Source organism: Modestobacter lacusdianchii (assembly GCF_054177765.1).
In genome coordinates, this window is sequence record NZ_JBJJTJ010000009.1 from 63,024 (window position 1) to 84,024 (window position 21,001).

The following is a 21,001-nucleotide window of genomic DNA, read 5'->3' on the forward strand; positions in this document are numbered from 1 at the left end:
ATGGCGGCACGGCGGTCTGCCCCGCAGGCAGGTCCGGGGCCCGCGGTGGGAGACCCGGCACTGGCCGACTTCCCAGCTCACGCGCCCGACACGAGGCGCTGGTGCTTCGCCGACCAGCTCGGCCCGCACTTCCTCGACGCGCCGGGGCAGCCGGTGCTGCTGGTCGAGTCGCGCGGCGTGTTCCGCCGGCGGCGCTTCCACCGGCAGAAGGCGCACCTGCTGCTCTCGGCGTTGCGGCACCGGGCCGCCGAGCTCGGCGACCAGGCCGTGTTCCTGCGGACCGACAGCTACGCGGAGGCGCTCGACCAGGTCACCGAGCCGCTCTCGGTCTGCGCGCCGACCACCTGGCCGGCCCGCGACTTCGTGCTGCAGCGCAGGGGCGTCACGGTGCTGGAGGCGCGCGGCTTCGTGACCCGGCAGGCGGACTTCCGGCGCTGGGCCGAGGGGCGGTCCCGGCAGCGGCTGCTGATGGACGACTTCTACCGCGCGGCCCGCCGCGCCCACGACGTCCTGATGGACGGCGCCGAGCCGGTCGGTGGCACCTGGAACCTCGACCACGACAACCGGGAGCCACCGCCGGCCGACGGTCGGGTGCCCGCCCCGCCGCCGGAGTGGCCGGTGGAGGACGAGATCGACGAGCAGGTGCGGGCCGACCTGGACGCGTGGGAGGCCGCCGGGGACGTCGCCTTCGTCGGCGAGGACGGCCCCCGGCTCTTCCCGGTCACCCACGCCGAGACGGTGCAGCGCCTGGAGGACTTCCTGACGCACCGGCTGCGGGCCTTCGGGCCGCACGAGGACGCCATGCTCGCCGGCGACCCGTGGCTGGCCCACTCGATGCTGTCCGCCCCGATGAACCTCGGGCTGGTCGACCCGGCCGACGTCGTGGCCCGTGCCGAGCAGGCCCACCGCGACTCGGTCGCCGACGGCGACCCGCTGCCGCTGAACTCGGTCGAGGGCTTCACCCGCCAGGTGATGGGCTGGCGGGACTGGGTCTGGCACCTCTACTGGCACCTGGGCCGGGAGTACCGGCACGGCAACGCGCTGGAGGCGCACGAGGAGGTGCCGGGCTGGATGGGCGAGCTGGAGGCCGAGGCGGTGGACGCGAACTGCCTCTCCTCGGTGCTCTCCGACGTCCGCGAGCGCGGCTGGGTGCACCACATCCCGCGGCTGATGGTGCTGGGCAACTACGCGCTGCAGCGCGGGATCGAGCCGCTGGCGATGACCGACTGGTTCCACCGGCTCTTCGTCGACGGGTACGACTGGGTCATGGTGGCCAACGTCGTGGGCATGAGCCAGCACGCCGACGGCGGGGTGCTGGCGACCAAGCCGTACGCGGCCGGTGGCGCCTACATCGACCGGATGAGCGACTACTGCGGTGGCTGCCGGTACGACCCGAGGAAGCGGGTCGGGGAGGACGCCTGCCCGTTCACCGCGGGGTACTGGGCGTTCCTGGAGCGCAACCGGGAGCGGCTGGCGGGCAACCAGCGGATGCGCCAGCCGCTCAACGGGCTCGGCCGGCTCGCGGACCTCGAGCTGGTCGTGGAGCAGGAGCAGCTGCGCGGCACGCAGGCGCCCTAGGTCAGCGCCGCGCCCCCGGCCAGCAGCAGGAGGACGTCCAGCACGGTCAGCAGCAGCACGGCGGGGAAGGCCAGCCGCCGGGCCCGCGGGTCGCCGGCCATCGCCGCGACCACGACGGCCGGGGCGGCGACGACGCAGGCGATCCAGCCGGCGGGGGAGGGGGCGCCGGCCGGGCCGAGGACGAGCAGCAGGGTGGCGGCGCCGAGCAGCAGCGCGCCGGCGACCGCGGAGGGCACCGCACCCACCCGGTGCGGCAGCCCGCGGACACCGGTGGCCAGGTCGTCGGCGACGTCGGGGGCGACGTTCGCGACGTGGGCGGCCCCGCCGAGTGCGGCCCCTGCGGCGACCAGCCACCACGGGGCGAGGGGGGCGCCGGGCGCGGCGGCGACCACGCCGGCGGGCAGTGCGCCGAAGCCGGTCAGGTAGGGGAGGGGGGACAGGGCGGTCCGCTTCAGGCCGGCGTCGTAGGCCAGGCCGCTGGCGACCAGCACGAGCAGCAGCAGCCCCGGGACGACGCCCAGGGCCAGCGACGTCAGGACGGCGACCGCGACGGCGACCGCGGTGGCGTTGCGCAGCAGTGCCGGGCTGACCAGACCGCGGACGACGGGCTTGTCGGTGCGGCCGACGGCCCGGTCGCGGTCGGCGTCCAGCCAGTCGTTGCACCAGCCGATCGAGGCCTGACCTGCCAGGACGGCCACCCCGACCAGCGCCGTCCGGCCGGGGGTGACGCCCGCGGCGACCGCGAGCAGGACGGCGACCGCCGTCACGGCCAGCGCGGGCTCGAGGTGGGTCGCGCGGGCCATCGCCGCCGCCCTCGCGAGCGGCCGGGACGGCCCTCCGGTGCCTGTCGACTGCACACCGACCACCTCCCTGTCAACCCCTCGCTGACCTCGGTCAGGCCCCTGACCAGCACTTTTGTCACGGTCTGCCGAGCCGGACGGCATTCTCCCGTGGTAACCTGGGGTGAGCGAAAGGGGTCACACACACATGGGCTTCACTGTCGGCGAGACCGTCGTCTACCCGCACCACGGCGCTGCGCTCATCGAGGCGATCGAGAAGCGGACCATCAAGGGCGAAGAGAAGGCCTACCTCGTGCTCAAGGTCGCCCAGGGCGACCTCACCGTGCGCGTCCCGGCGGACAACGCCGAGATCGTCGGCGTGCGCGACGTCGTCGGCCAGGAGGGCCTGAACAAGGTCTTCGAGGTGCTGCGTGCCCCCCACACCGAGGAGCCGACCAACTGGTCGCGCCGCTACAAGGCCAACCTCGAGAAGCTGGCCTCGGGTGACGTGAACAAGGTGGCCGAGGTCGTGCGCGACCTCTGGCGCCGCGACAAGGACCGCGGCCTGTCCGCCGGCGAGAAGCGCATGCTCTCCAAGGCCCGGCAGATCCTGGTCAGCGAGCTCGCGCTCGCCGAGGGCACCAACGAGGACAAGGCCGAGGTCCTCCTCGACGAGGTCTTGGCCTCCTGATCGACCAGCACCACCCCCGAGACACCCGGACCACTCCCGTGCACGCTGTCGGCATCGTCGCAGCGGCCGGGAGTGGTCTGCGTCTGGGTGCAGAGCTGCCGAAGGCACTGGTCGCCCTCGACGGCCGGCCCCTGGTCTGCTGGGCGGTCGACGGGCTGCGCGCCGGCGGGGTGGACGAGGTCGTCGTCGCCGTCCCGGCGCCCCAGCAGGCCGCCTTCACCGCCGTGCTCCCGGACGACGTGCACGTCGTGGTGGGCGGCGACACCCGCACCGCCTCGGTCCGCGCGGCCCTGGCCGCCGCCCGCGAGCAGGCCGATGCGGTGCTCGTGCACGACGCGGCCCGCCCGCTGACGCCACCGGACGTCGTGGCCCGGGTGCTCGCCGCTCTGGCCGCGGGCGCCCGCGCGGTCGTCCCGGTGCTGCCGGTGGTCGACACGACGGTCGTCGTCGACACCGACGGGGTGGTCGAGGCCGACGTCCCGCGGGCCTCGCTGCGCCGCGTCCAGACCCCGCAGGGCTTCGACCGGGCGACCCTCGTGGCGGCCTACGCACGCTCGCACGGCACCGCCGCGGAGTTCACCGACGACGCCTCGGTGGTCCGCGCGGCCGGCGTCCCGGTCGAGACCGTCGCCGGTGACGAGCGGGCCGCCAAGATCACCGTCGCGCACGACCTCGCGCTGGCCGAGCTGCAGGTGCGCTCGTGAACCTGCCCCGGGTCGGCATCGGCACCGACGTCCACCCGATAGAGGCCGGCCGGCCGTGCTGGCTCGCCGGGCTCGAGTGGCCGGGCGTCGACGGCTGCGCGGGGCACTCCGACGGCGACGTGGTCGCGCACGCGCTCACCGACGCACTGCTGTCCGCCGCCGGGCTGGGCGACATCGGCGGGCTGCTGGGCACCGACGACCCCCGCTGGGCCGGGGCCCGGGGCGCCGCCGTCCTCGAGCACGTGCGGGAGGTCCTGACCGCCGCCGGCTGGGCGATCGGCAACGCCTCGGTGCAGCTGATCGGCAACAACCCGAAGGCCTCGCCGCGGCGCGCGGAGGCCGAGGCGGTGCTCTCCACGGCGCTCGGTGCCCCGGTCAGCCTGACCGCCACCACCACCGACGGCCTCGGGCTCACCGGCCGGGGCGAGGGGCGGGCGGCGGTGGCCACCGCGCTCGTGGTCCGGAGCACGTCGTCGCCGCCCGTAGGATCGGCCCGGTGACCCTCCGCCTGTACGACACGGCCGCGCGCGCCGTGCGTGAGTTCACGCCCCTGCGTGCCGGACGGGTCTCCATGTACGTGTGCGGCCTGACCGTGCAGGGGCCGCCGCACATCGGGCACGTGCGGTTCGCCCTCGCCTTCGACGTGCTGCGCCGCTGGCTGGTGCACCGGGGCAACGAGGTCGCCTACGTCCGCAACGTCACCGACGTCGACGACAAGATCCTGGCCAAGGCCGACGCCGCCGGGGTGCCGTGGTGGGCCTGGGCCTACGAGAACGAGCGGGCGGCCACCCGCGCCTACGACGTCCTCGGCACGCTGCCGCCCACCTACGAACCGCGGGCGACCGGCCACGTGCCGGAGATGGTGCAGCTGATCGAGCGGCTGATCGCCGGTGGGCACGCCTACGCCGTCGACGGCGACGTGTACTTCGACGTCCGGTCGTTCCCCGGGTACGGGGAGCTGACCGGGCAGAAGCTCGGTGACCTGCAGCCGGCCGCCGACACCGAGACCGACGAGCGCAAGCGCGACCCGCGCGACTTCGCGCTGTGGAAGGGCGGCAAGGACGGCGAGCCGCTCACCGCCTCCTGGCCGACCCCCTGGGGGCGTGGCCGGCCGGGCTGGCACCTGGAGTGCTCGGCGATGGCCGAGAAGTACCTGGGCGCGGAGTTCGACGTGCACGGCGGTGGGCTGGACCTGCGCTTCCCGCACCACGAGAACGAGCGGGCCCAGTCGCAGGCCGCCGGTGACGGGTTCGCCCGCTACTGGCTGCACAACGGCTGGGTCACCATGGGCGGCGAGAAGATGAGCAAGTCGCTGGGCAACACCGCGCTGGTCGACGAGGTCGTCCGGCGGGTGCGCCCGGTCGAGCTGCGCTACTACCTCGTCGCCCCGCACTACCGCTCCACGATCGAGTTCACCGAGGCGGCGCTGGCCGAGGCCGGGGTCGCCTACCGGCGGATCGAGTCGTTCGTGACCCGCGCGCACGAGCGGGTCGCCGGCGGGTCGCCGGGGGAGTCGCCGATCACCTCCGACGTCCTGCCGGAGCCGTTCGTCGCGGCCATGGACGACGACCTGGGCACCCCGGCCGCGGTCGCGGCCGTGCACGACGCCGTCACCCGGGGCAACACCGCCCTGTCCGCCGGCGACGAGGACGGCGTGACCGTGGCCCTCCGCGAGGTGCGGGGGATGCTCGGCGTCCTCGGCCTCGACCCGCTCGACCCGCAGTGGGCCGACGCCGGTGGCGACCGCCGCCTGGCCGAGGCCACCGACGGCCTGGTCCGCCTGGCGCTGGAGCAGCGTGCCGCGGCGCGCGCCCGCAAGGACTACGCGGCCGCCGATGCCATCCGTGACCAGCTCGGTGCCCTGGGCGTGCAGGTCGAGGACACCCCCCAGGGCACACGATGGGAGCTGACCTGATGGCCGGCAACAGCCAACGACGGGGCCGCACCAGCGGCGCGAGCAAGAAGGGCGCCACCGCCGGCACCGGTGGCAAGAACCGCCGGTCGCTGGCCGGCCGGGGGGCGACCCCGCCGGCCGCGGCGCGGCCCAACCACCCGGCCTACAGGAAGGCCCAGGCGGCGGCCGCCCGGCGGGACACCCGCGCCCGGGTGCAGCGCCGCAACGAGGAGTCCCCGGAGCTGCTGCTGGGCCGCAACCCGGTGCTCGAGGCGCTGCGTGCCGACATCCCGGCGACGGCGCTCTACGTGGTCACGGGGGACACCACCCGTGGCGGCACCGACGAGCGGATCGCCGAGTCCGTGCAGCTGGCCGCCGACCGCGGGCTGCCGCTGCTCGAGGTCGGCAAGGCCGAGTTCGACCGGATGTCCGACGGTTCGCTGCACCAGGGCATCGGGCTCATGGTGCCGCCCTACGACTACGCGCACCCCGACGACCTGCTCGACATCGCCCGCGACTCCGGCCGCCCACCGCTGCTGGTCGCGTTGGACGGCGTGACCGACCCGCGCAACCTCGGGGCGATCATCCGCTCGGCTGCGGCGTTCGACGCCCACGGCGTGGTCATCCCGCAGCGGCGGTCGGTGGGCATGACCGGTTCGGCCTGGCGCACCAGCGCCGGTGCCGCGGCGCGGCTGCGGGTCGCCCGAGCGGTCAACCTGGCCCGGTCGCTGGCCGGCTACCAGGAGGCCGGGCTGCAGACGGTCGGGCTGGCCGCCGACGGCGACATGAGCGTGCACGACTACGACGGCTTCGCCGACCCGATCGCGCTGGTGGTCGGGGCCGAGGGAGCGGGGCTGTCCCGGCTGGTGCGGGAGCGCTGCGACGTCGTCCTGTCCATCCCGATCACCAAGGACACCGAGTCGCTCAACGTGAGCGTCGCGGCCGGGATCGCGCTGTTCGCGGCGGCCTCCGCCCGGCGGTGAGCTGAGCCGGGAGCGCACGGCCGGGCGGACGGCGCTCGTCAGCCGAGCAGCTGGGCGATCGTGTAGATGACCAGCCCGGCGAGGCCACCGACGACGGTGCCGTTGACCCGGATCCACTGCAGGTCCCGGCCGACCTGGAGCTCGATGCGGCGGCTGGTCTCCTCGGTGTCCCAGCGGGCCACGGTGGTGCCGACCAGGTCGGCGACGTCGCCGGCGAAACGCTCGACGGCGTAGCCGGCGGCCCGCTGGGACTGCCGCTGCACCAGCTCGCGGATCGTCGGGTCGGTCTGCAGCAGCCGGGCGGCGTGCCGGATCAGCCGCACCACGCGGGTGCGCAGCTCGGAGTCCGGGTCGGCGGCGGCGGTGACGACGGCGGTCTTCGCGGTGCTCCACAGCGAGCCCGACCAGGTGCGCACCGCCGGGTGGTCGAGCAGCTCCTCCTTGAACCGCTCGACCCGGGCCGCGGTCGCCGGGTCGGTGCGCAGCGCGTGCACGTAGGCCCGCAGCCGCTTGTCGTAGCTGCGCCGCAGCTCGTGCCGGGAGTCCGCGCCCACCTCGGCGAGGAAGCCCTGCAGCAGGTCGAACACCCGGTCGAAGACGCGGTCGTCGACCCAGTCGGGCACCCAGGCGGGGGAGGCGTCGCCCAGCCGGGCGCGGAACACCACCCGGTTGTCCGACAGGAACGTCGCGAGCCCGGTCAGTGCCGCCGACAGCACCTCCTGGTGCCGGTCGCCCTCGATCACCAGCTCGATGCCGCGGGCCACGGCCGGGGCGGCGGGGGTCTCCCGCAGCTTGCGGTCCACGAGCGCGGCGACGGCGGGCTGCAGCTCGTCGTCCTTGAGCAGGTCGGTCAGTGCGCCGAGCGCGGCGCCGGCGTCACCGGCCAGCCGCTCGGCGCGGCCGGGTGACTCCAGGAAGGCGCCCAGCCGGCCCGGGACGTCGACGGCGGCCAGCCGCTCGTCGACCACCGCCCGGGTCAGGAAGTTCTCCTGGACGAAGGTGCCCAGGCTGGCGCCGATCTGGTCCTTCTTCCGCGGGATGATCGCGGTGTGCGGGATGGGCAGCCGCATCGGGTGGCGGAAGAGCGCGGTGACCGCGAACCAGTCGGCCAGCGCCCCGACCATCGAGGCCTCGGCGGTGGCCCGCAGGTAGCCGACCCAGGCGCCGGCCTCCTCGCCCAGCAGCACACAGCCCAGGAACACCGCCGCGGCGAGCACGAACAGGCCGGTGGCCAGCCGTTTCATCTTCGCCAGGTCACGGGCCCGCTGGGGGTCGTCGAGGGACTCGGCCAGCGGTGCGGTCAGCTCGGGTCCGGGCACCCGACCGAGCCTAGGCGTCGGGCCGGGGCGGGTCCGTCGCCGGACGTGCGACGACCCCGGGGCCGCGGGGTCGGCACCGGGGTCGTCGGTCGGAGGAGGGGCCCCTGCAGCGGGGCCGGCCTCAGTCCGAGGTCTCGTCGAGGGTGACGTCGACCTCGGAGCTGTCCTGGCCGCGGCGGACGGTCAGCGTCACCGTGTCGCCGGGCTGGGCGCTGCGGATGGCGGCGGTCAGCTCCGTCGAGGTGGTGATCGGCCGGTCGCCGACCGCGGTGATCACGTCGCCGGCCCGCAGCCCGGCGTCGGCGGCGGCGGAACCGTCCTGGACGGAGACCAGCTCGGCGCCGCTGCCCACCGCGGAGCCGGACTCGGCCGCGGTCCGGGCGCTGACCCCCAGCAGGGCGTGCGACGCCGACCCGGTGTCGATGATCTGCTGGGCGATCCGCTGAGCGGTGTTCGACGGGATGGCGAAGCCCACGCCGATGTTGCCGCTCTGCGACTCCTGACCGGGCAGGCCGGTGCTGGCCACCGAGGCGATGGCGGTGTTGATGCCGACCACCTCGCCGTCGGCGTTGACCAGCGCGCCACCGGAGTTGCCCGGGTTGATCGCCGCGTCGGTCTGCAGGGCGTCGATCACCGTGCTGTCGTCCTGGGTCGAGCCGGTCTGCACGGCGCGGTCGGTGGCGCTGATGATCCCGTCGGTGACCGTGTTCGACAGCCCCAGCGGGGCCCCGATCGCCACGGCGAGGTCGCCCACCTGGACCTCGTCGGAGTCGGCGAAGGTCGCCGGGCTCAGCCCGCCGGCGTCGGCGAGCTTGACCACGGCCAGGTCCGAGGACGGGTCGGTGCCGACGACGGTGGCGTCGTAGAGCGTCCCGTCGGAGGTGCGCACCTGCACCGTCACGTCGCTGGTGCTGCTGTCCAGGCTCACCACGTGGTTGTTGGTGAGCACGTAGCCGTCCTCGGTGAGGACGACGCCGGACCCGGACCCCGAACCCGCGGCCGCGCTCACGTAGAGGGTGACCACGCTGGGTGCGGCGGCCGCAGCGGCCGCGGTGGTGCTGGTGGCGGTCTCGGCGTCCTTGATCACCACCGGCTGGGTGGTCGCGCCGCTGGCGGTGACGACCGTGTCGTCGTCGGTCAGCGCGACGACGCCGGCGCCGGCACCGCCGCCGATGAGCGCACCGGCGACCAGCCCGGCCACGCCCAGCCGCCAGCGACCGGCGCGGGCCGGCGCCGCGGGAGCGGGCGCAGCCTGGAAGGCCGGCGGCACCGCACCGGGCGCACCCGCCGGGGCGCCGCTGGTGTGACCGGTGGAGGAGCCCCAGCCGAACGGCGGCCACGGCTGGTGCGCGGGCGCCGGTGCAGGGAACTGCTGGGTGCCCGAGCCGGTCGGCCCACCGCCGACCGGGAACTGCTGCGTCGGCTGGCCGGAGGCCGCACGACCGTCGGCGGGGGCGCCCGGCGCCGGGAACTGCTGCGGGGTCGCCGGAGCGGTGGGCTGCTGCGCGGCCCAGCTGACGTCGCCGTTCCGGTCGGTGCCGTGTCCGGTCTGGTCGGCCGGGCGGTTCTGCTCGCTCACGATCTGGTCCCTCCCCACGGCAGGACCTCCCCGCCGCGATGACACCACTGTGCGTCCTGGTACTGGTCCGTCGCTGGTGGTCCGCTGTGAGTTCCCTGGACGTGTCGGTTCAGTCGTGCAGGGTGCCGCGGGCCACCTGCTCGGTCACCACCCACACGGCGATCGCCTCGGCGGCGAGCAGGCCGACCAGCACCAGCAGCTGGGCCGCGCCGGCCTGCAGCGCGCTGCCCCCGCCGAGCAGCACCCCGACGAAGGCGCCGGGCAGGGTGACCAGGCCGACCGTGCGGGTCTGGTCCAGGGCGGGCACCAGGGCGGTGGCGGCGACCGGGCGGGCCACCTCCAGGACGGCGTCGCGCGGCAGGAACCCCAGGGCCAGTGCCGCGTCCACCTCGCCGCGCCGCTGGGTCAGCTCGTCCCGCAGCCGCCGTCCGGCCAGCGAGGTCGCGGTCATCGCGCCGCCGATGACGATGCCGGCGATCGGCACGACCGCCGCCCCGTGCCGGGGGACGGCGCCGCTGAGCAGCACCAGGGCGACCACCGGCGCGCTCCCGGCCACGATCGCCAGCCCCGTCGCGGCGGCCCGGTGCCGGGCGCCCGGGGCGCGCAGCGGGAGGCCGGTCACCCGGCCGGCCGCGGTGACGGCCGCGACGGTGAGCATCAGCAGCACGAACGCCGCCGACAGCGCCAGGGACCGCAGCACCACCACCAGGACGGCGGACACCACGGTCAGCTGGACCGTCGCCCGGAGCGCGGCGAGCAGGACCGGCCGGTCCTGGCCCAGACCCGACCAGGCGCCCACCGCGGCGGCGAGCGCGGTCAGCGCGAGGAGGGCGACGACGAGCCCCGGTCCCAGGTCGACGACGGAGCTGCCCACGGCGGGTCATCGTGCCCGGCCGGCGTCCCGCCGGAGCGCGGGGGGCGACGGCGGGTCGTCCGCCGGGGACGGTGGGTGATCAAGCACCCGGTGGGGAAGGGAGGGGCGGTCGGCGCCCGCCGCGCCCGCTCCCGCCCCACCGCCCCGGAGGCCGCCGGTGCCCGCTCGTTCGTTCCTCGCCCAGACCGGGCTCGCGTTGCTGGTGCTCACCGGTGGCGCGCTCGCCGCGGTCGGTGGTGTCTCGCTCGGCCCGTCGGGGCTGGTCGCGGTCGTGCTGGCCGCGGTGGTCGCCGGCTGCCTGGGCGCCGGGACCGCCCGGGAGGGCGACGGTCCACCGTCCCGCCAGAGGGCGCTGGACGCCGCCTGGCGCACCGCTGCGCTCACCGTGGCGGCGCTGCTGGTGCTCAGCGGGTCGGTGGTGGTCGCCGGTGGCGCGGTCACCCTGCTGCTGGCCGCCGCCGTCCTGGGCGCGCTGCTGGCCCGCTGGGCGCTGCGGGCGGCCCGACGGTCGCGCGGCGCGGGGCTGGCGCCGGTCGTGCCGCTGCACGCGGTGGACGGCAGCTGGGCGCGGGGCCTGTCGGTGCGGGCGCTGGGCCAGGAGTGGGTGCGCAGCTCGGCGGCCCTCCCGGCCACGGGCGACCCGGTGGCCCGCCAGGAGCTGGTGCGCCGGCGCCAGGAGGCCCTCGACGAGCTGGAGCGCCGGGACCCGGCCGGGTTCGCTCGCTGGCTGGCCGACGGGGCCACGGTGGACAGCGACCCGGCGGAGTACGTCTCCGGCGACCCGGCGGCCGGGTCCGACGCGGCCTGAGGCCGGGCGGGCCTCAGAGCCCGGCGACGATCGCGCTGACGTCGACCGCGGTCGGGTCCTCCACGGCGGCCGCTGCGGCCTCCATGGTCGCGACCACCGCGGCGTCCAGCCGGTCGGAGACCCCCGCGGTGCGCAGCGCCGCCTGGATCAGCCGGGCGTCCTTGGCCGCCCCGGTGAGGCCGAAGCTGACCGGGTGGTCCCCGGTGAGCATCTGGGCGCCCTTGGCGTGGGCGTAGGGGGTGTCCAGCGGGCCGCCGGCGATCGCCGACAGGAAGTCCTGCGGGTCGACACCGAGCCCGCGGGCCAGCGCGATCGACTGCGCCGCCCCGGCGGTGACCATGAACAGCCAGGCGTTGCAGGCCATCTTCAGCCGGCTGCCCGCACCGGCCTCGCCCAGCCACAGCGTCCTGGACCCCAGGGCGTCGAGCACCGGGGCCAGGAGCTCGCGGGTGTGCTCCGGCCCGGAGGCGAGCATCACGAGGGCTCCCTGCTCGGCGGGGGCCCTGGTGCCCAGCACCGGGCAGTCGACGAGCACCAGGCCGAGCTCGTCGGCCACCGCCGCGGTGCGGTCGGCGCCCTCGACCCCCACGGTGCTGCACTGCAGCCACGTCGTCCCGGCCGAGGGGGCCGCCTGCCGCAGCACGTCGACCACCGCGTCGGCGTCGAACAGCATGGTCAGGACGACGTCGGCGCCCGCGACCGCCTCGGCGGGGGAGCCGGTCGCCGTGGCTCCGGTGTCGGTCAGCGCCTGCGCGCGGGCCGGGTCGCGGTTCCACATCCGCACCGGGATGCCGGACCGGCGCAGGGAGCGCACCATCCCCGCGCCCATCGTGCCCGTGCCCAGGACCGCCACCACCGGGTTCGTCATGGCCCGATCCTCACCCGTCGTCGCCGGCGCGGCAGTGCGGCGGGCCGGCCGCCCGGCTGGCGGCTGACCGGCACGGTCGGGCCGTACGGGCAGGGCGCTGCCACGTGTCCGAGGAGGCGGCCCGGTAACCTCGCCGGGTCGCCCCATTAGCTCAGTGGTAGAGCACCCGCCTTGTAAGCGGAAGGTCGTCCGTTCAATCCGGACATGGGGCTCCACCTGCGGCCGGTGCCCCGGCGTGCCAGGCTCGACGGGAGCGCTGCCGACCAGGGCGGCCTGCGTCGAGGAGCCCCCGTGAGCGACCACGTCTACCGGCTGAGCGAGATCGTCGGCAGCTCGACCACCAGCGTCGACGACGCCATCCGCACGGCGGTGCGCAAGGCCTCGCAGACGGTGCGCAACATCGAGTGGTTCCAGACCACGGAGATCCGCGGCCAGGTCGTGGACGGCGACGTCGCCCACTTCCAGGTCACCATGAAGATCGGCTTCCGCGTCGAGGACTGACGGCCCCCGTGCCGGGGGTCGCCTCCTGCTCGCCAGTGGTGGGGGCCCGAGGGCCTTCAGTCGTAGCTGCCGGCGCCACCCGACCGGTACCGGGCGCGCTTCTCGATCCGCTCGCGTTCGGTGCGTTCCGCGCGGCGGGCCGCCGTCGTCCCGGGTGGCCAGCCGGCCTTGACCGCGCGGTGCTCGGTCGTCTCGGTCATGTAGGCGAGGGAGAACATCAGCCCGATGACCAGCCCGCCACCGGCTGCGGTCACCCGGAACTCCAGCGGCACCGGCGGGACGAGCAGGCACAGCACGATCACCGGGGCGAGCTGGACGAGCGCGCGGGTGAGGTGGCGCAGCACCCAGCTGTGCCGGGTGGTGTCGTCGAGCACCCAGTCCGACAGCGAGCGGGGGAGCCCTCCGCCGTAGGCGTACCAGAGCCACTGGGCCGGGTTCGGTCGTCCAGCGTGCACGGCCCCACGGTAGGCCGCCGGCGGCCCGGCCGGGGCCCGGTCGCGGCAGGCGTACGGTGCGCCGGTGGACGAACGCCGGGTGGGGGTGCTCGCCGGCCTCGGCGCCTACTCCCTGTGGGGTGTGTTCCCGCTCTACTTCCCCCTGCTGGAGCCGGCCGGCGGGCTGGAGATCGTCGCCCACCGCGTCGCCTGGTCGTTGCTGTTCGTCGGGCTGCTGCTGAGCGTGCGCCGTGGCTGGGGGCAGGTGCGGCGGGCCGTGGGCGACCGGCGTGCCCTGCTCGTGCTCGCCGCCGCCGCCGTCCTCATCGCGCTGAACTGGCTCGTCTACGTCTACGCGGTCAACTCCGGGCACGTCGTCGAGGCGTCACTGGGCTACTTCATCAACCCGCTGGTCAGCGTGGTGCTGGGCGTGGTGGTCTTCCGGGAGCGGCTGCGCCGGTTGCAGTGGGTCGCCGTCGGCACCGCCGTGGTGGCGGTCGGCGTGCTGACCGTGGACCACGGCAGCCCGCCGTGGATCGCCCTCGCGCTCGCCCTCAGCTTCGGCCTGTACGGGCTGATGAAGAAGCTGGTGCGGGTCGAGGCGGCCCCGGGCCTCTTCGTCGAGACGGCGGTGGTGTTCGTCCCGGCGCTGGTCGTCATCGGCTTCCTGCAGGCCGACGGGCAGGCCGCCTTCGCCCACGAGGGAGCCGGGCACGCCCTGCTGCTGGTGAGCTCCGGGCTGGCCACCGCCGTCCCGCTGCTGCTCTTCGCCGCGGCCACCCGGCGGGTGCCGCTGTCGACGGTGGGGCTGCTGCAGTACGTGACCCCGCTGATGCAGCTGTCCATCGGCGTGTTCGTCTACGACGAGCCGATGCCCCCGGCCCGGCTCGCCGGCTTCGCCATCGTCTGGCTGGCCCTGGCGGTCTTCACCGTGGACAGCCTGCGGCAGGCCCGGGCCCACCGCCGGACCGTGCCGGACCCCCTGCCGGCCGGCATCTGAGGCCCGCCCGGCGGCATCGGGACCCGTCCGCCGGCCCGGGGCGTGGGGAGCCCCGCGGACGACCGGACGCGGCTACCGTCGACGGGGTCCGGACCTCCCCGGGCGGCGCGCCGTGCGCCGCCCGACGCCCCATCGACCGGAGGCACGTCACCGTGAACAGCGAGCCCGCCCCGACCGCCGGCCCGGCGCCGGACGGCGTGCCGGCCCCGCCGGCCGTCGGCGCCGGCACCGCGACGGAGACCGCCGGGGGTGGGGCTGGTGTGACGGGTGGGGCGCCTGGTGACGACACGGCTGCGGACCTGCCCGCACGTGATCGGGAGGTGCTGGCCTTCGAACGGCAGTGGTGGCGGTTCGCCGGGGCCAAGGAGGCAGCCATCCGGGAACGTTTCGGCATGACCCCCACCCGTTATTACCAGGTGCTCAACGCCCTGATCGACCGGCCGGAGGCGCTCGCGGCCGACCCGTTGCTGGTGCGCCGGCTCCGCCGGTTGCGTGGCGCCCGGCAGCGTCAGCGCTCCGGTCGGGTCCTGGGCACGGACCCCGCGCGCGACTAGCCTCTCTCACCGTGGGGAGGCATGCGGCACCAGGCAGTGACGGGAGCGCGCCGCCCGAGGTGTCCGCACCGACGGGTCGCCGCCGCGCCGACGCGCGTCGCGAGGACGCCGTCCCCGGCCCGCCGGAGGCCGACGCGCCACTGGAGTCCCGGGCCACCGGGGCCATGCAGCGGACGGCGAGCACCGGGCCGGACAGCGGTGCCGCGATGACGATGCCGCGGCAGAGCCGGGCCGAGCGGCGCCGCGAGGGGCTGCTGCCTCCCGGTGAGGACCCGATGGTGCGCCGCCCGCCGGCGCGCCCGGAGACGCCGGCGCCGGCCGCCGGCCGCCGTCGCACCGACCTGCCCGCCGCGGCACCCGGCCCCGACCGTCTGCCGACCGCGGAGCGGACGCCCGCCCCGCGGACGGCGCCGCCGGTCTCCGGTCCGATGACGTCGGCCGCGCCCCGCCCGGGTGCGCCCCGCCCGGCCGCCGACCCCTCGGCCCCGGCGACGACGGCCACCCCGCGCCCGACGCCGCCCGCGGCCCCGGCCACGCCGCCCGGCGCACGCACCAGCGGGGCGCCCGGCCGGTCGGCCGAGCCGGCCCCACTGCCCCTGGACGTCACCCAGCGGGTCTCCGGGTCCGCGCCGGCCGAGTCGGCGTGGGGAGCGGCGGCCACCGCGGTCCCGCCCGCGGCCGCCTCACCCACGACCGCCCCGCCCGCTGTCGCGCCCACCCCGCCGGTCGCCGCGCGCACCGGCCGGCCGGCCGCCGCGCCGCCGGCCGCGGGCCGGCGTCCGGCGACGCCGCCCCCCGCCGTGCCGGAGCTGCCGGCCGCCGGTCGCGCCGAGGCCGTCGAGGAGCCGGCGGCCCCGGCCCGGCGCGCCGTCGACGTCCCCGTGGGTGGACGCGCCGCGCTCCGGCTGGAGCGCCAGGCGGCCGAGGCGGCCCGCAAGAAGTCCGGCACCCGACGCCCCGACGCCGAGGCGCCGTCGGCGCAGCCACGGCTCGACCGGGACGACGCCCCCGCGGAGGACGCGCGGCGTGGCCCCCGCCGGCTGGCGCAGGGGCTGGTCGCCGTCGTGGTGGTGGCGCTCGCGGTGCTGGGCTGGTGGTCGTTCGCCTCGCCGGGCACCACCGAGACCTCGGCCCAGACCCCGGCCCCCAGCAGTGCACCCGCGCCGTCCGTTCCCCCGGTGCAGGAGAGCGTCGCGCCCGCACCGGAGATCACCCCGGCCCCGGTCGGCCCGGTCTTCGCGCCGATCACGGTGCTGAACAGCACCACCATCAACGGCCTGGCCGCCGACGTCGGCGAGCAGTTCGCCGCCGGTGGCTGGGAGGTGCTCGACACCGGGGCGTCGCCGGTCGACGACGTCGCCACCACCACCGTGTACTTCAGCGAGGGCAACACGGTGCAGCAGCAGGCGGCGACCCAGCTGGTCGAGCAGTTCCCCGACGTCTCCGGCCCGGTCGCCCGCTACTTCGAGGTGCCCGGCGTCGCCGACCCGGGGCTGGTCGTCGTGGCCACCGGGAACTGGCAGCCCTGACCCCGTCCGGCCCGGAGCGGAACCACTCCGCCGCGCCGTCCGTTGCCGCCTCCGTGCGCACCGCCTCCGGGCCGGCGCGGATCGGCCCGCGCTCCGGCGCCCGGCTGCTCCCCGCCGCCCTGCTCGCCCTCCTGCTCGCCGTCCCGTTCCTCGTGGGCACCGCCCTGCCCGCGCGGGCGGCCGAGGAGGTCACCACCACCGAGGCGACCGTCCCCTCCGGCGCGGGGGCGGACGCGGTCGAGCTGGACACCACCCTGTACGTGCCCGCCTCGGCCACGGCCGAGGAGCCGGCACCGGCGGTGCTGCTCGCCCACGGCTTCGGCGGCAGCAAGGAGTCCGTGGCCACCGACGCACGGGACCTGGCCGGCCGGGGGTACGTGGTGCTCGCCTGGTCGGCCCGCGGCTTCGGGGCCAGCACCGGGCAGATCGGGCTGGACGACCCGCGGTACGAGGTCGCCGACGTCAGCACCCTGCTCGACGTCCTGGCCGAGCGGGACGACGTGCTGCTCGACGCTCCGGGTGACCCGCGGGCCGGGGTCGCCGGGGCCTCCTACGGCGGTGCGCTCTCGCTGCTGGCCGCCGCCTACGACCAGCGGGTCGACGCGATCGCCCCGCAGATCACCTGGAACTCGCTGACCACCGCCTTCTTCCCCGACCAGACCGGCGTGGTCGCCGACGCCGGCACCCCGGCCGCCGTCCCGCGCACCGAGGACGCCGGGGTGTTCAAGCGCACCTGGGCCGGCCTGTTCTTCGGCACCGGCTCGGTGCCCGGCGGCGGGCTGCTGGGGGGCCGGACCGGCGACGGCACGGCGGACGGCGCGACCCCGGCCGACGCCGCGGCCCAGGCGGACGGCGTCGACCCGGCCGCGGTGCAGGCGCTGACCTGCGGCCGGTTCCGGGCCGACGTCTGCGCGGCCTACGAGCAGGCCGCCTCGACCGGCACGCTCACCCCGGAGGTCGCCGCCGTCCTGGACCGGAGCAGCCCGGCCGGCGTGCTGGACCGGATCACCGCACCGACCCTGCTCGTGCAGGGCACCCAGGACTCGCTGTTCGGGCTGGGTGAGGCCGACGCCAACGCCCGGGGGATCGCTGCCAACGGCACCGACGTGCGCGTGGTCTGGTACGCCGGCGGCCACGACAGCGCCGCCTCCGACCGGGTCACCGCCGAGCTGCGCGAGGAGGTCGCCGGCTGGTTCGACCGGCACCTGCGCGACGGCGGGGCCGGCGCGGACGGCGGCTTCCGGTACCCGGCGCCCACCGGGCTGGCCGGCGGGCTCAGCGCGCAGGGCGGCTCGCAGACCGTGTCCGCCGCCGAGTACCCCGGCATCGAGGGCGCGGCCCCGGTCGGGCAGCGGCGGATCGAGCTCCGCGGCGGCACCCAGCCGGTGGTGACCCCGGCCGGCGGCAGCCCCGCGGCCCTGTCGACCGTGCCCGGCCTCGGCGCGGTGTCGGCGGCGCTGGGCGGCAGCACGCTGGAGATCCCCGGCCAGTTCGCCGCCTTCGACAGCGCCGAGCTCACCGAGGCCGTCGACGTGGTCGGCGCGCCCACCGTCACGCTCTCGGTCGCCGCGCCGGCCGGGACGGCGACGATGTTCGCCAAGCTCTACGACGTCGCCCCCGACGGCACGATGACGCTGCCCAGCGGCCTGGTCGCGCCGCTCGCGCTGACCGGCCTGTCCGCGGAGCCGACCGAGGTGCCGGTGACCCTGCCCGCGATCGTGCACCGGTTCGAGGTCGGTCACACCATGCGCGTGCTGGTCTCCTCCACCGACCAGGCCTACGCCCTGCCCACGGCGTCGGCGGTGTCGACCGTGGGGCCGGCGGAGGGGACGACGCTCGCCGTCCCGCAGGTCGACGGCGAGGTGCAGGCGACCGCCGGGTCGGGCCGGTGGTGGGTGCTGCTCGGCGTGCTGGCAGCCCTGGGGCTGCTGGGCTGGCTGGCGACGGTGCTGCTCGGCCGGCGCCGGCGCCGACGGGTGTCGGAGTCCTCACCCGACGGCGAGGACGTGCCGCTGCGGTTCGAGGGGGTCACCAAGGCCTACTCCGACGGCTTCGTCGCCGTCCGGGACCTGTCCTTCGAGGTGCGCCGCGGCCAGGTGCTCGGCCTGCTCGGGCCCAACGGAGCGGGCAAGACGACCTCCCTGCGGATGCTGATGGGCCTGATCCGGCCGACCGAAGGCCGGATCGAGGTGTTCGGTCACGCCGCCGGTCCGGGCGCTCCGGTGCTGTCCCGGCTCGGCTCGTTCGTCGAGGGGACCGGGCTGCAGCCGCACCTGTCCGGCCGGGACAACCTGACCCTCTACTGGGCGGCCACCGGCCGGCCGCTGGCCGATGCGCACATGGACGAGGCGATCGAGGTCGCCGGCCTGGGCGCGGCGCTGGACAAGCGGGTGCGCAGCTACAGCCAGGGCATGCGCCAGCGGGTGGCGATCGCCCAGGCGATGCTCGGCCTGCCCGACCTGCTGGTGCTCGACGAGCCGACCAACGGGCTGGACCCGCCGCAGATCCACGCCATGCGCGACGTGCTGCGCTCCTACGCGGCGACCGGCCGCACGGTGATCGTCTCCAGCCACCTGCTCAGCGAGATCGAGCAGACCTGCAGCCACGTCGTCGTCATGGCCAAGGGTCAGAAGATCGTGCAGGGCACGGTGGAGGAGATCGTCGGCACCGGGGGAGCGGTGCTCGTCGGCCTCGCCGACCCGGCCGACACCGACCGGGCGGTCGCCGTGCTCACCGGGCTGCCCGGCGTCGGCGAGGTCGAGCGGACGGCCGAGGGCCTGGTCGCCGACCTCGGGACGACCGGCCGGGCCGCCGCGGTGGCCGCACTGGTCGAGGCCGGCATCGGGGTCGACCAGCTCACCCCGCGCCGCCGGCTCGAGGACGCGTTCCTGTCACTGGTGGGGGAGTCATGAGCCACGCGACCGACGAGCCGGCCGTGGTGGCCACCACGGCCGGAACCGGGACGGGGGCGGCGGCCGGGTACCGGCCGGAGCGGACGCTGCGGCTGGGGGTCGAGCTGCGCCGCCAGTTCAAGCGCCGCCGGACCATCGGGGTCTTCGCGCTGATGGCGGCCCTGCCGCTGGTCCTGATCGGTGCGCTGCAGCTCGGCGGCACCGAGGAGGCGTCGGAGAACACCCGGGTCAACCTGGTCGACGTCGCCTCGGCCAGCGGGCTGAACCTCACCCTGTTCACGCTGTTCGCCACCACCGGCTTCTTCCTGGTGGTCGTCTTCGCGCTCTTCTTCGGCGACACAGTGGCCAGCGAGGCGTCCTGGGGGTCGCTGCGCTACGCACTGGCCACCCCGGTGCCGCGCGCCCGGCTGCTGCGGCAGAAGTGGCTGGCCGCACTGCTGCTGTCGGTGGGCGCGATGGTGCTGCTGGTCGCCGTCTCGGTGGTCGCCGGCGGCATCGCCTTCGGCTTCGGCGACGTGCAGACCCCGGTCGGCCTGGCGCTGGACCAGGGGACGGCGCTGGTGCGGCTGGCCGGGATGGTCGGCTACCTCGCCGTCCACCTGCTGGTGGTGGGCACGCTGGCGTTCTGGCTGTCCACCGTCACCGACGCGCCGCTGGCCGCGGTCGGCGGGGCGGTGTTCACCACCGTCGTGTTCGCCGTGCTGGAGCAGGTCGAGCAGCTGGGCGGGGTCCGCGACTGGTTCCCCACCGCGTTCAACTACGCCTGGACCGACCTGCTGCAGACGCCGGTCGACTCCGGTGACCTGTTCCGCGGCGTGGTCCAGGGGCTGGTCTACTCCGCCGTCTTCACCGCCCTCGCCGTCCGGCACTTCGCCCGCAAGGACGTCACCAGCTGAGGAAGGACCCCGCTGCCCCCCGGACCTCGCGAGCTCGGCCCGGGACCCCGCAGCGGGGCCGACCACGTGGGAGCCGCGGGTTCACAGGCTGCTGAGCACCGCCTGGGCCCAGCCCTCGCCCATCGGGGCGTCGGTGACGGTGGCGTTCGGGACGGCGGCGACCCGGTCGGCCATCCCGGCCACCGCGGCGCCGTTGGCGGTGACCCACAGCCGGCCGACCGCGGGCGCCATCTCCAGGTCGCTGACGCTGTCGCCGACGGCCACCGCGTCCTCGGGGCCCAACCCGCGGCGGGCGAGGTCCCAGCGGATCGCCTCGCCCTTGGAGATCCCGCGCGGCATCAGGTGGTAGACGTGCGGCGGCAGCGCGTCGGCGTGCAGCGTCATCCGCGGGGTGGCCGGCACCGCGCCGTTGTCGTTCATGGTCAGCCAGCCCCAGCCGCGCTCGGCCAGCCAGGCGTCGACCGCGGCGGCGTCCACCCGGCCGCGCAGCAGCGCGTCGGCGGAGTGGGTGGCGTGCCAGGGCTCGTGCCACTCGATCCGGCCCGGGTGGGCGGCGATCAGCTCCGCCACCACGCCGAGCTCGGCCATGACGTCCATCGGCGTCCGGCCGGCGTACTGCGCGGGCAGGTCGCCGGTCAGCAGGTGGGTCTCCCGGCCGCCGGCCCAGCTGACCAGCGAGCCGAGCTCGGCGATCGCGCCGTCGGCGGCGAAGATGCGGCCGGCCTCCAGCAGCTGGGCGTGGGTGCGGCCGCTGACCAGCACCAACGGCACGCCGGCCCGGTGCAGCTCCAGGAGCGCGGCGGCGGGGGAGGCGGTCGGCACGCGGTCGGCGGTGTGCCAGAAGGAACCGCGCGGGCCGACCATCGTGCCGTCGAGGTCGGTGTAGACGATGCGGGTGGCCACGGGCCCATCCTGTCGGTGCCGGGCGGGCCGGGGTGCTCCGGGTAGAGTCGGTGACGTTCCACTCATCCAGAGGGGCAGAGGGACACGGCCCGATGAAGCCCCGGCAACCGCCGTCTGTGCGCATGCGCAGCGGGAGGTGCCAATTCCGTCCTGCGCGGCTCGACGGCCCGACGCGGGGAAGATGAGGAGGTAGTC

General features: G+C 76.2%; 20 protein-coding genes, 1 tRNA gene and 1 riboswitch. Of the genes, 14 read left to right on the plus strand and 7 right to left on the minus strand.

All coding sequences use genetic code 11. From position 1 onward, the window contains the following. Positions 1–45 precede the first annotated feature (45 nt). Positions 46–1,578 (plus strand): cryptochrome/photolyase family protein, encoded by a 1,533-nt coding sequence (locus ACJTNH_RS08695; protein WP_458174643.1) that lies wholly within the window; start codon positions 46–48, stop codon positions 1,576–1,578. On the opposite strand, the gene ACJTNH_RS08700 is transcribed toward ACJTNH_RS08695, so the two are convergent. After that, on the minus strand, positions 1,575–2,381 hold the full coding sequence (locus ACJTNH_RS08700; RefSeq protein ID WP_458174645.1) for a UbiA family prenyltransferase: 807 nt from the start codon (positions 2,379–2,381) through the stop codon (positions 1,575–1,577). The two genes, ACJTNH_RS08695 and ACJTNH_RS08700, sit on opposite strands and share 4 nt — an antisense overlap. A gap of 184 nt (positions 2,382–2,565) precedes the next feature. On the opposite strand from ACJTNH_RS08700, the gene ACJTNH_RS08705 reads away from it, so the two are divergent. Genes ACJTNH_RS08705 through rlmB form a run of 5 tightly spaced genes read left to right on the plus strand, consistent with a single transcriptional unit; the run spans position 2,566 to position 6,629 of the window. Beyond that, complete coding sequence (locus ACJTNH_RS08705; protein WP_091057700.1) at positions 2,566–3,048, plus strand: CarD family transcriptional regulator; 483 nt, start codon at positions 2,566–2,568, stop codon at positions 3,046–3,048. Positions 3,049–3,086: 38 nt separating this feature from the next. Then, positions 3,087–3,752 carry a 2-C-methyl-D-erythritol 4-phosphate cytidylyltransferase gene (ispD, locus tag ACJTNH_RS08710; RefSeq protein ID WP_458174647.1) on the plus strand — a complete coding sequence of 222 codons (666 nt, stop codon included), beginning with the start codon at positions 3,087–3,089 and terminating at the stop codon, positions 3,750–3,752. Then, complete coding sequence (gene ispF / locus ACJTNH_RS08715) at positions 3,749–4,252, plus strand: 2-C-methyl-D-erythritol 2,4-cyclodiphosphate synthase (protein WP_458174649.1); 504 nt, start codon at positions 3,749–3,751, stop codon at positions 4,250–4,252. Before ispD ends, ispF begins: the two co-directional genes overlap by 4 nt. Further along, entirely contained in the window at positions 4,249–5,667 is a 1,419-nt protein-coding gene (cysS, locus tag ACJTNH_RS08720; protein WP_458174651.1) for a cysteine--tRNA ligase, read from the plus strand. The genes ispF and cysS overlap by 4 nt, the downstream gene beginning before the upstream one ends. Further along, the gene (rlmB, locus tag ACJTNH_RS08725) at positions 5,667–6,629 is read left to right on the plus strand and encodes a 23S rRNA (guanosine(2251)-2'-O)-methyltransferase RlmB (RefSeq protein WP_458174653.1); all 963 of its coding nucleotides are present in this window, start codon (positions 5,667–5,669) and stop codon (positions 6,627–6,629) included. The genes cysS and rlmB overlap by 1 nt, the downstream gene beginning before the upstream one ends. A 38-nt stretch (positions 6,630–6,667) precedes the next feature. Here the strand turns inward: rlmB and ACJTNH_RS08730 are convergent, their stop codons facing one another. The 3 genes from ACJTNH_RS08730 to ACJTNH_RS08740 form a co-directional block, all read right to left on the minus strand. After that, positions 6,668–7,948, minus strand: a complete 1,281-nt coding sequence (locus tag ACJTNH_RS08730) for a DUF445 domain-containing protein (protein ID WP_458174655.1) — start codon at positions 7,946–7,948, stop codon at positions 6,668–6,670. Between the two features lie 121 nt (positions 7,949–8,069). Further along, entirely contained in the window at positions 8,070–9,527 is a 1,458-nt protein-coding gene (locus ACJTNH_RS08735; RefSeq protein WP_458174657.1) for a S1C family serine protease, read from the minus strand. Between the two features lie 109 nt (positions 9,528–9,636). Further along, complete coding sequence (locus ACJTNH_RS08740; RefSeq protein WP_458174659.1) at positions 9,637–10,401, minus strand: ABC transporter permease; 765 nt, start codon at positions 10,399–10,401, stop codon at positions 9,637–9,639. A 157-nt stretch (positions 10,402–10,558) separates the two neighbouring features. Between ACJTNH_RS08740 and ACJTNH_RS08745 the strand changes: the two genes are divergently transcribed. Next, entirely contained in the window at positions 10,559–11,209 is a 651-nt protein-coding gene (locus tag ACJTNH_RS08745) for a hypothetical protein (RefSeq protein WP_458174661.1), read from the plus strand. 13 nt (positions 11,210–11,222) lie between these two features. Here ACJTNH_RS08745 and ACJTNH_RS08750 read toward each other — a convergent pair whose 3' ends face one another. After that, on the minus strand, positions 11,223–12,077 hold the full coding sequence (locus ACJTNH_RS08750; protein WP_458174662.1) for an NAD(P)-dependent oxidoreductase: 855 nt from the start codon (positions 12,075–12,077) through the stop codon (positions 11,223–11,225). 140 nt (positions 12,078–12,217) lie between these two features. On the opposite strand from ACJTNH_RS08750, the gene ACJTNH_RS08755 reads away from it, so the two are divergent. Next, positions 12,218–12,292 (plus strand) — tRNA-Thr (locus ACJTNH_RS08755). Between the two features lie 76 nt (positions 12,293–12,368). Next, positions 12,369–12,578, plus strand: a complete 210-nt coding sequence (locus ACJTNH_RS08760; RefSeq protein ID WP_458174664.1) for a dodecin — start codon at positions 12,369–12,371, stop codon at positions 12,576–12,578. A 56-nt stretch (positions 12,579–12,634) separates the two neighbouring features. On the opposite strand, the gene ACJTNH_RS08765 is transcribed toward ACJTNH_RS08760, so the two are convergent. After that, positions 12,635–13,033: a DUF5313 family protein gene (locus ACJTNH_RS08765; protein WP_458174666.1), complete on the minus strand. Its 399-nt coding sequence runs from the start codon at positions 13,031–13,033 to the stop codon at positions 12,635–12,637. A 64-nt stretch (positions 13,034–13,097) separates the two neighbouring features. Here ACJTNH_RS08765 and rarD point away from each other — a divergent pair, with 64 nt between their 5' ends. The 5 genes from rarD (at position 13,098) to ACJTNH_RS08790 (ending at position 19,903) form a co-directional block, all read left to right on the plus strand. Beyond that, a complete protein-coding gene (gene rarD, locus ACJTNH_RS08770) occupies positions 13,098–14,012 on the plus strand; it encodes an EamA family transporter RarD (RefSeq protein WP_458174668.1) in 915 nt (304 codons plus the stop codon). Between the two features lie 260 nt (positions 14,013–14,272). Then, positions 14,273–14,566 (plus strand): DUF3263 domain-containing protein, encoded by a 294-nt coding sequence (locus ACJTNH_RS08775; protein WP_458174804.1) that lies wholly within the window; start codon positions 14,273–14,275, stop codon positions 14,564–14,566. A 59-nt stretch (positions 14,567–14,625) separates the two neighbouring features. After that, the gene (locus ACJTNH_RS08780) at positions 14,626–16,095 is read left to right on the plus strand and encodes a LytR C-terminal domain-containing protein (RefSeq protein WP_458174670.1); all 1,470 of its coding nucleotides are present in this window, start codon (positions 14,626–14,628) and stop codon (positions 16,093–16,095) included. A gap of 53 nt (positions 16,096–16,148) precedes the next feature. After that, positions 16,149–19,007: an alpha/beta fold hydrolase gene (locus ACJTNH_RS08785; protein WP_458174672.1), complete on the plus strand. Its 2,859-nt coding sequence runs from the start codon at positions 16,149–16,151 to the stop codon at positions 19,005–19,007. Next, positions 19,004–19,903, plus strand: a complete 900-nt coding sequence (locus ACJTNH_RS08790) for an ABC transporter permease (RefSeq protein ID WP_458174674.1) — start codon at positions 19,004–19,006, stop codon at positions 19,901–19,903. Before ACJTNH_RS08785 ends, ACJTNH_RS08790 begins: the two co-directional genes overlap by 4 nt. 81 nt (positions 19,904–19,984) lie before the next feature. On the opposite strand, the gene ACJTNH_RS08795 is transcribed toward ACJTNH_RS08790, so the two are convergent. After that, the gene (locus ACJTNH_RS08795; RefSeq protein WP_458174676.1) at positions 19,985–20,806 is read right to left on the minus strand and encodes an HAD family hydrolase; all 822 of its coding nucleotides are present in this window, start codon (positions 20,804–20,806) and stop codon (positions 19,985–19,987) included. 59 nt (positions 20,807–20,865) lie between these two features. Continuing rightward, positions 20,866–20,994, plus strand: a riboswitch (SAM riboswitch). Positions 20,995–21,001: the final 7 nt, after the last annotated feature.

Excerpts from the sequence above, each read along its gene's own strand:
- ACJTNH_RS08700 (WP_458174645.1), bottom strand. The coding sequence starts at position 2,381 with ATGGCCCGCGCGACCCACCTCGAGCCCGCGCTGGCCGTGACGGCGGTC.
- ACJTNH_RS08705 (WP_091057700.1), top strand. The coding sequence starts at position 2,566 with ATGGGCTTCACTGTCGGCGAGACCGTCGTCTACCCGCACCACGGCGCT.
- rlmB (WP_458174653.1), top strand. The coding sequence starts at position 5,667 with ATGGCCGGCAACAGCCAACGACGGGGCCGCACCAGCGGCGCGAGCAAG.
- ACJTNH_RS08750 (WP_458174662.1), bottom strand. The coding sequence starts at position 12,077 with ATGACGAACCCGGTGGTGGCGGTCCTGGGCACGGGCACGATGGGCGCG.
- ACJTNH_RS08790 (WP_458174674.1), top strand. The coding sequence starts at position 19,004 with ATGAGCCACGCGACCGACGAGCCGGCCGTGGTGGCCACCACGGCCGGA.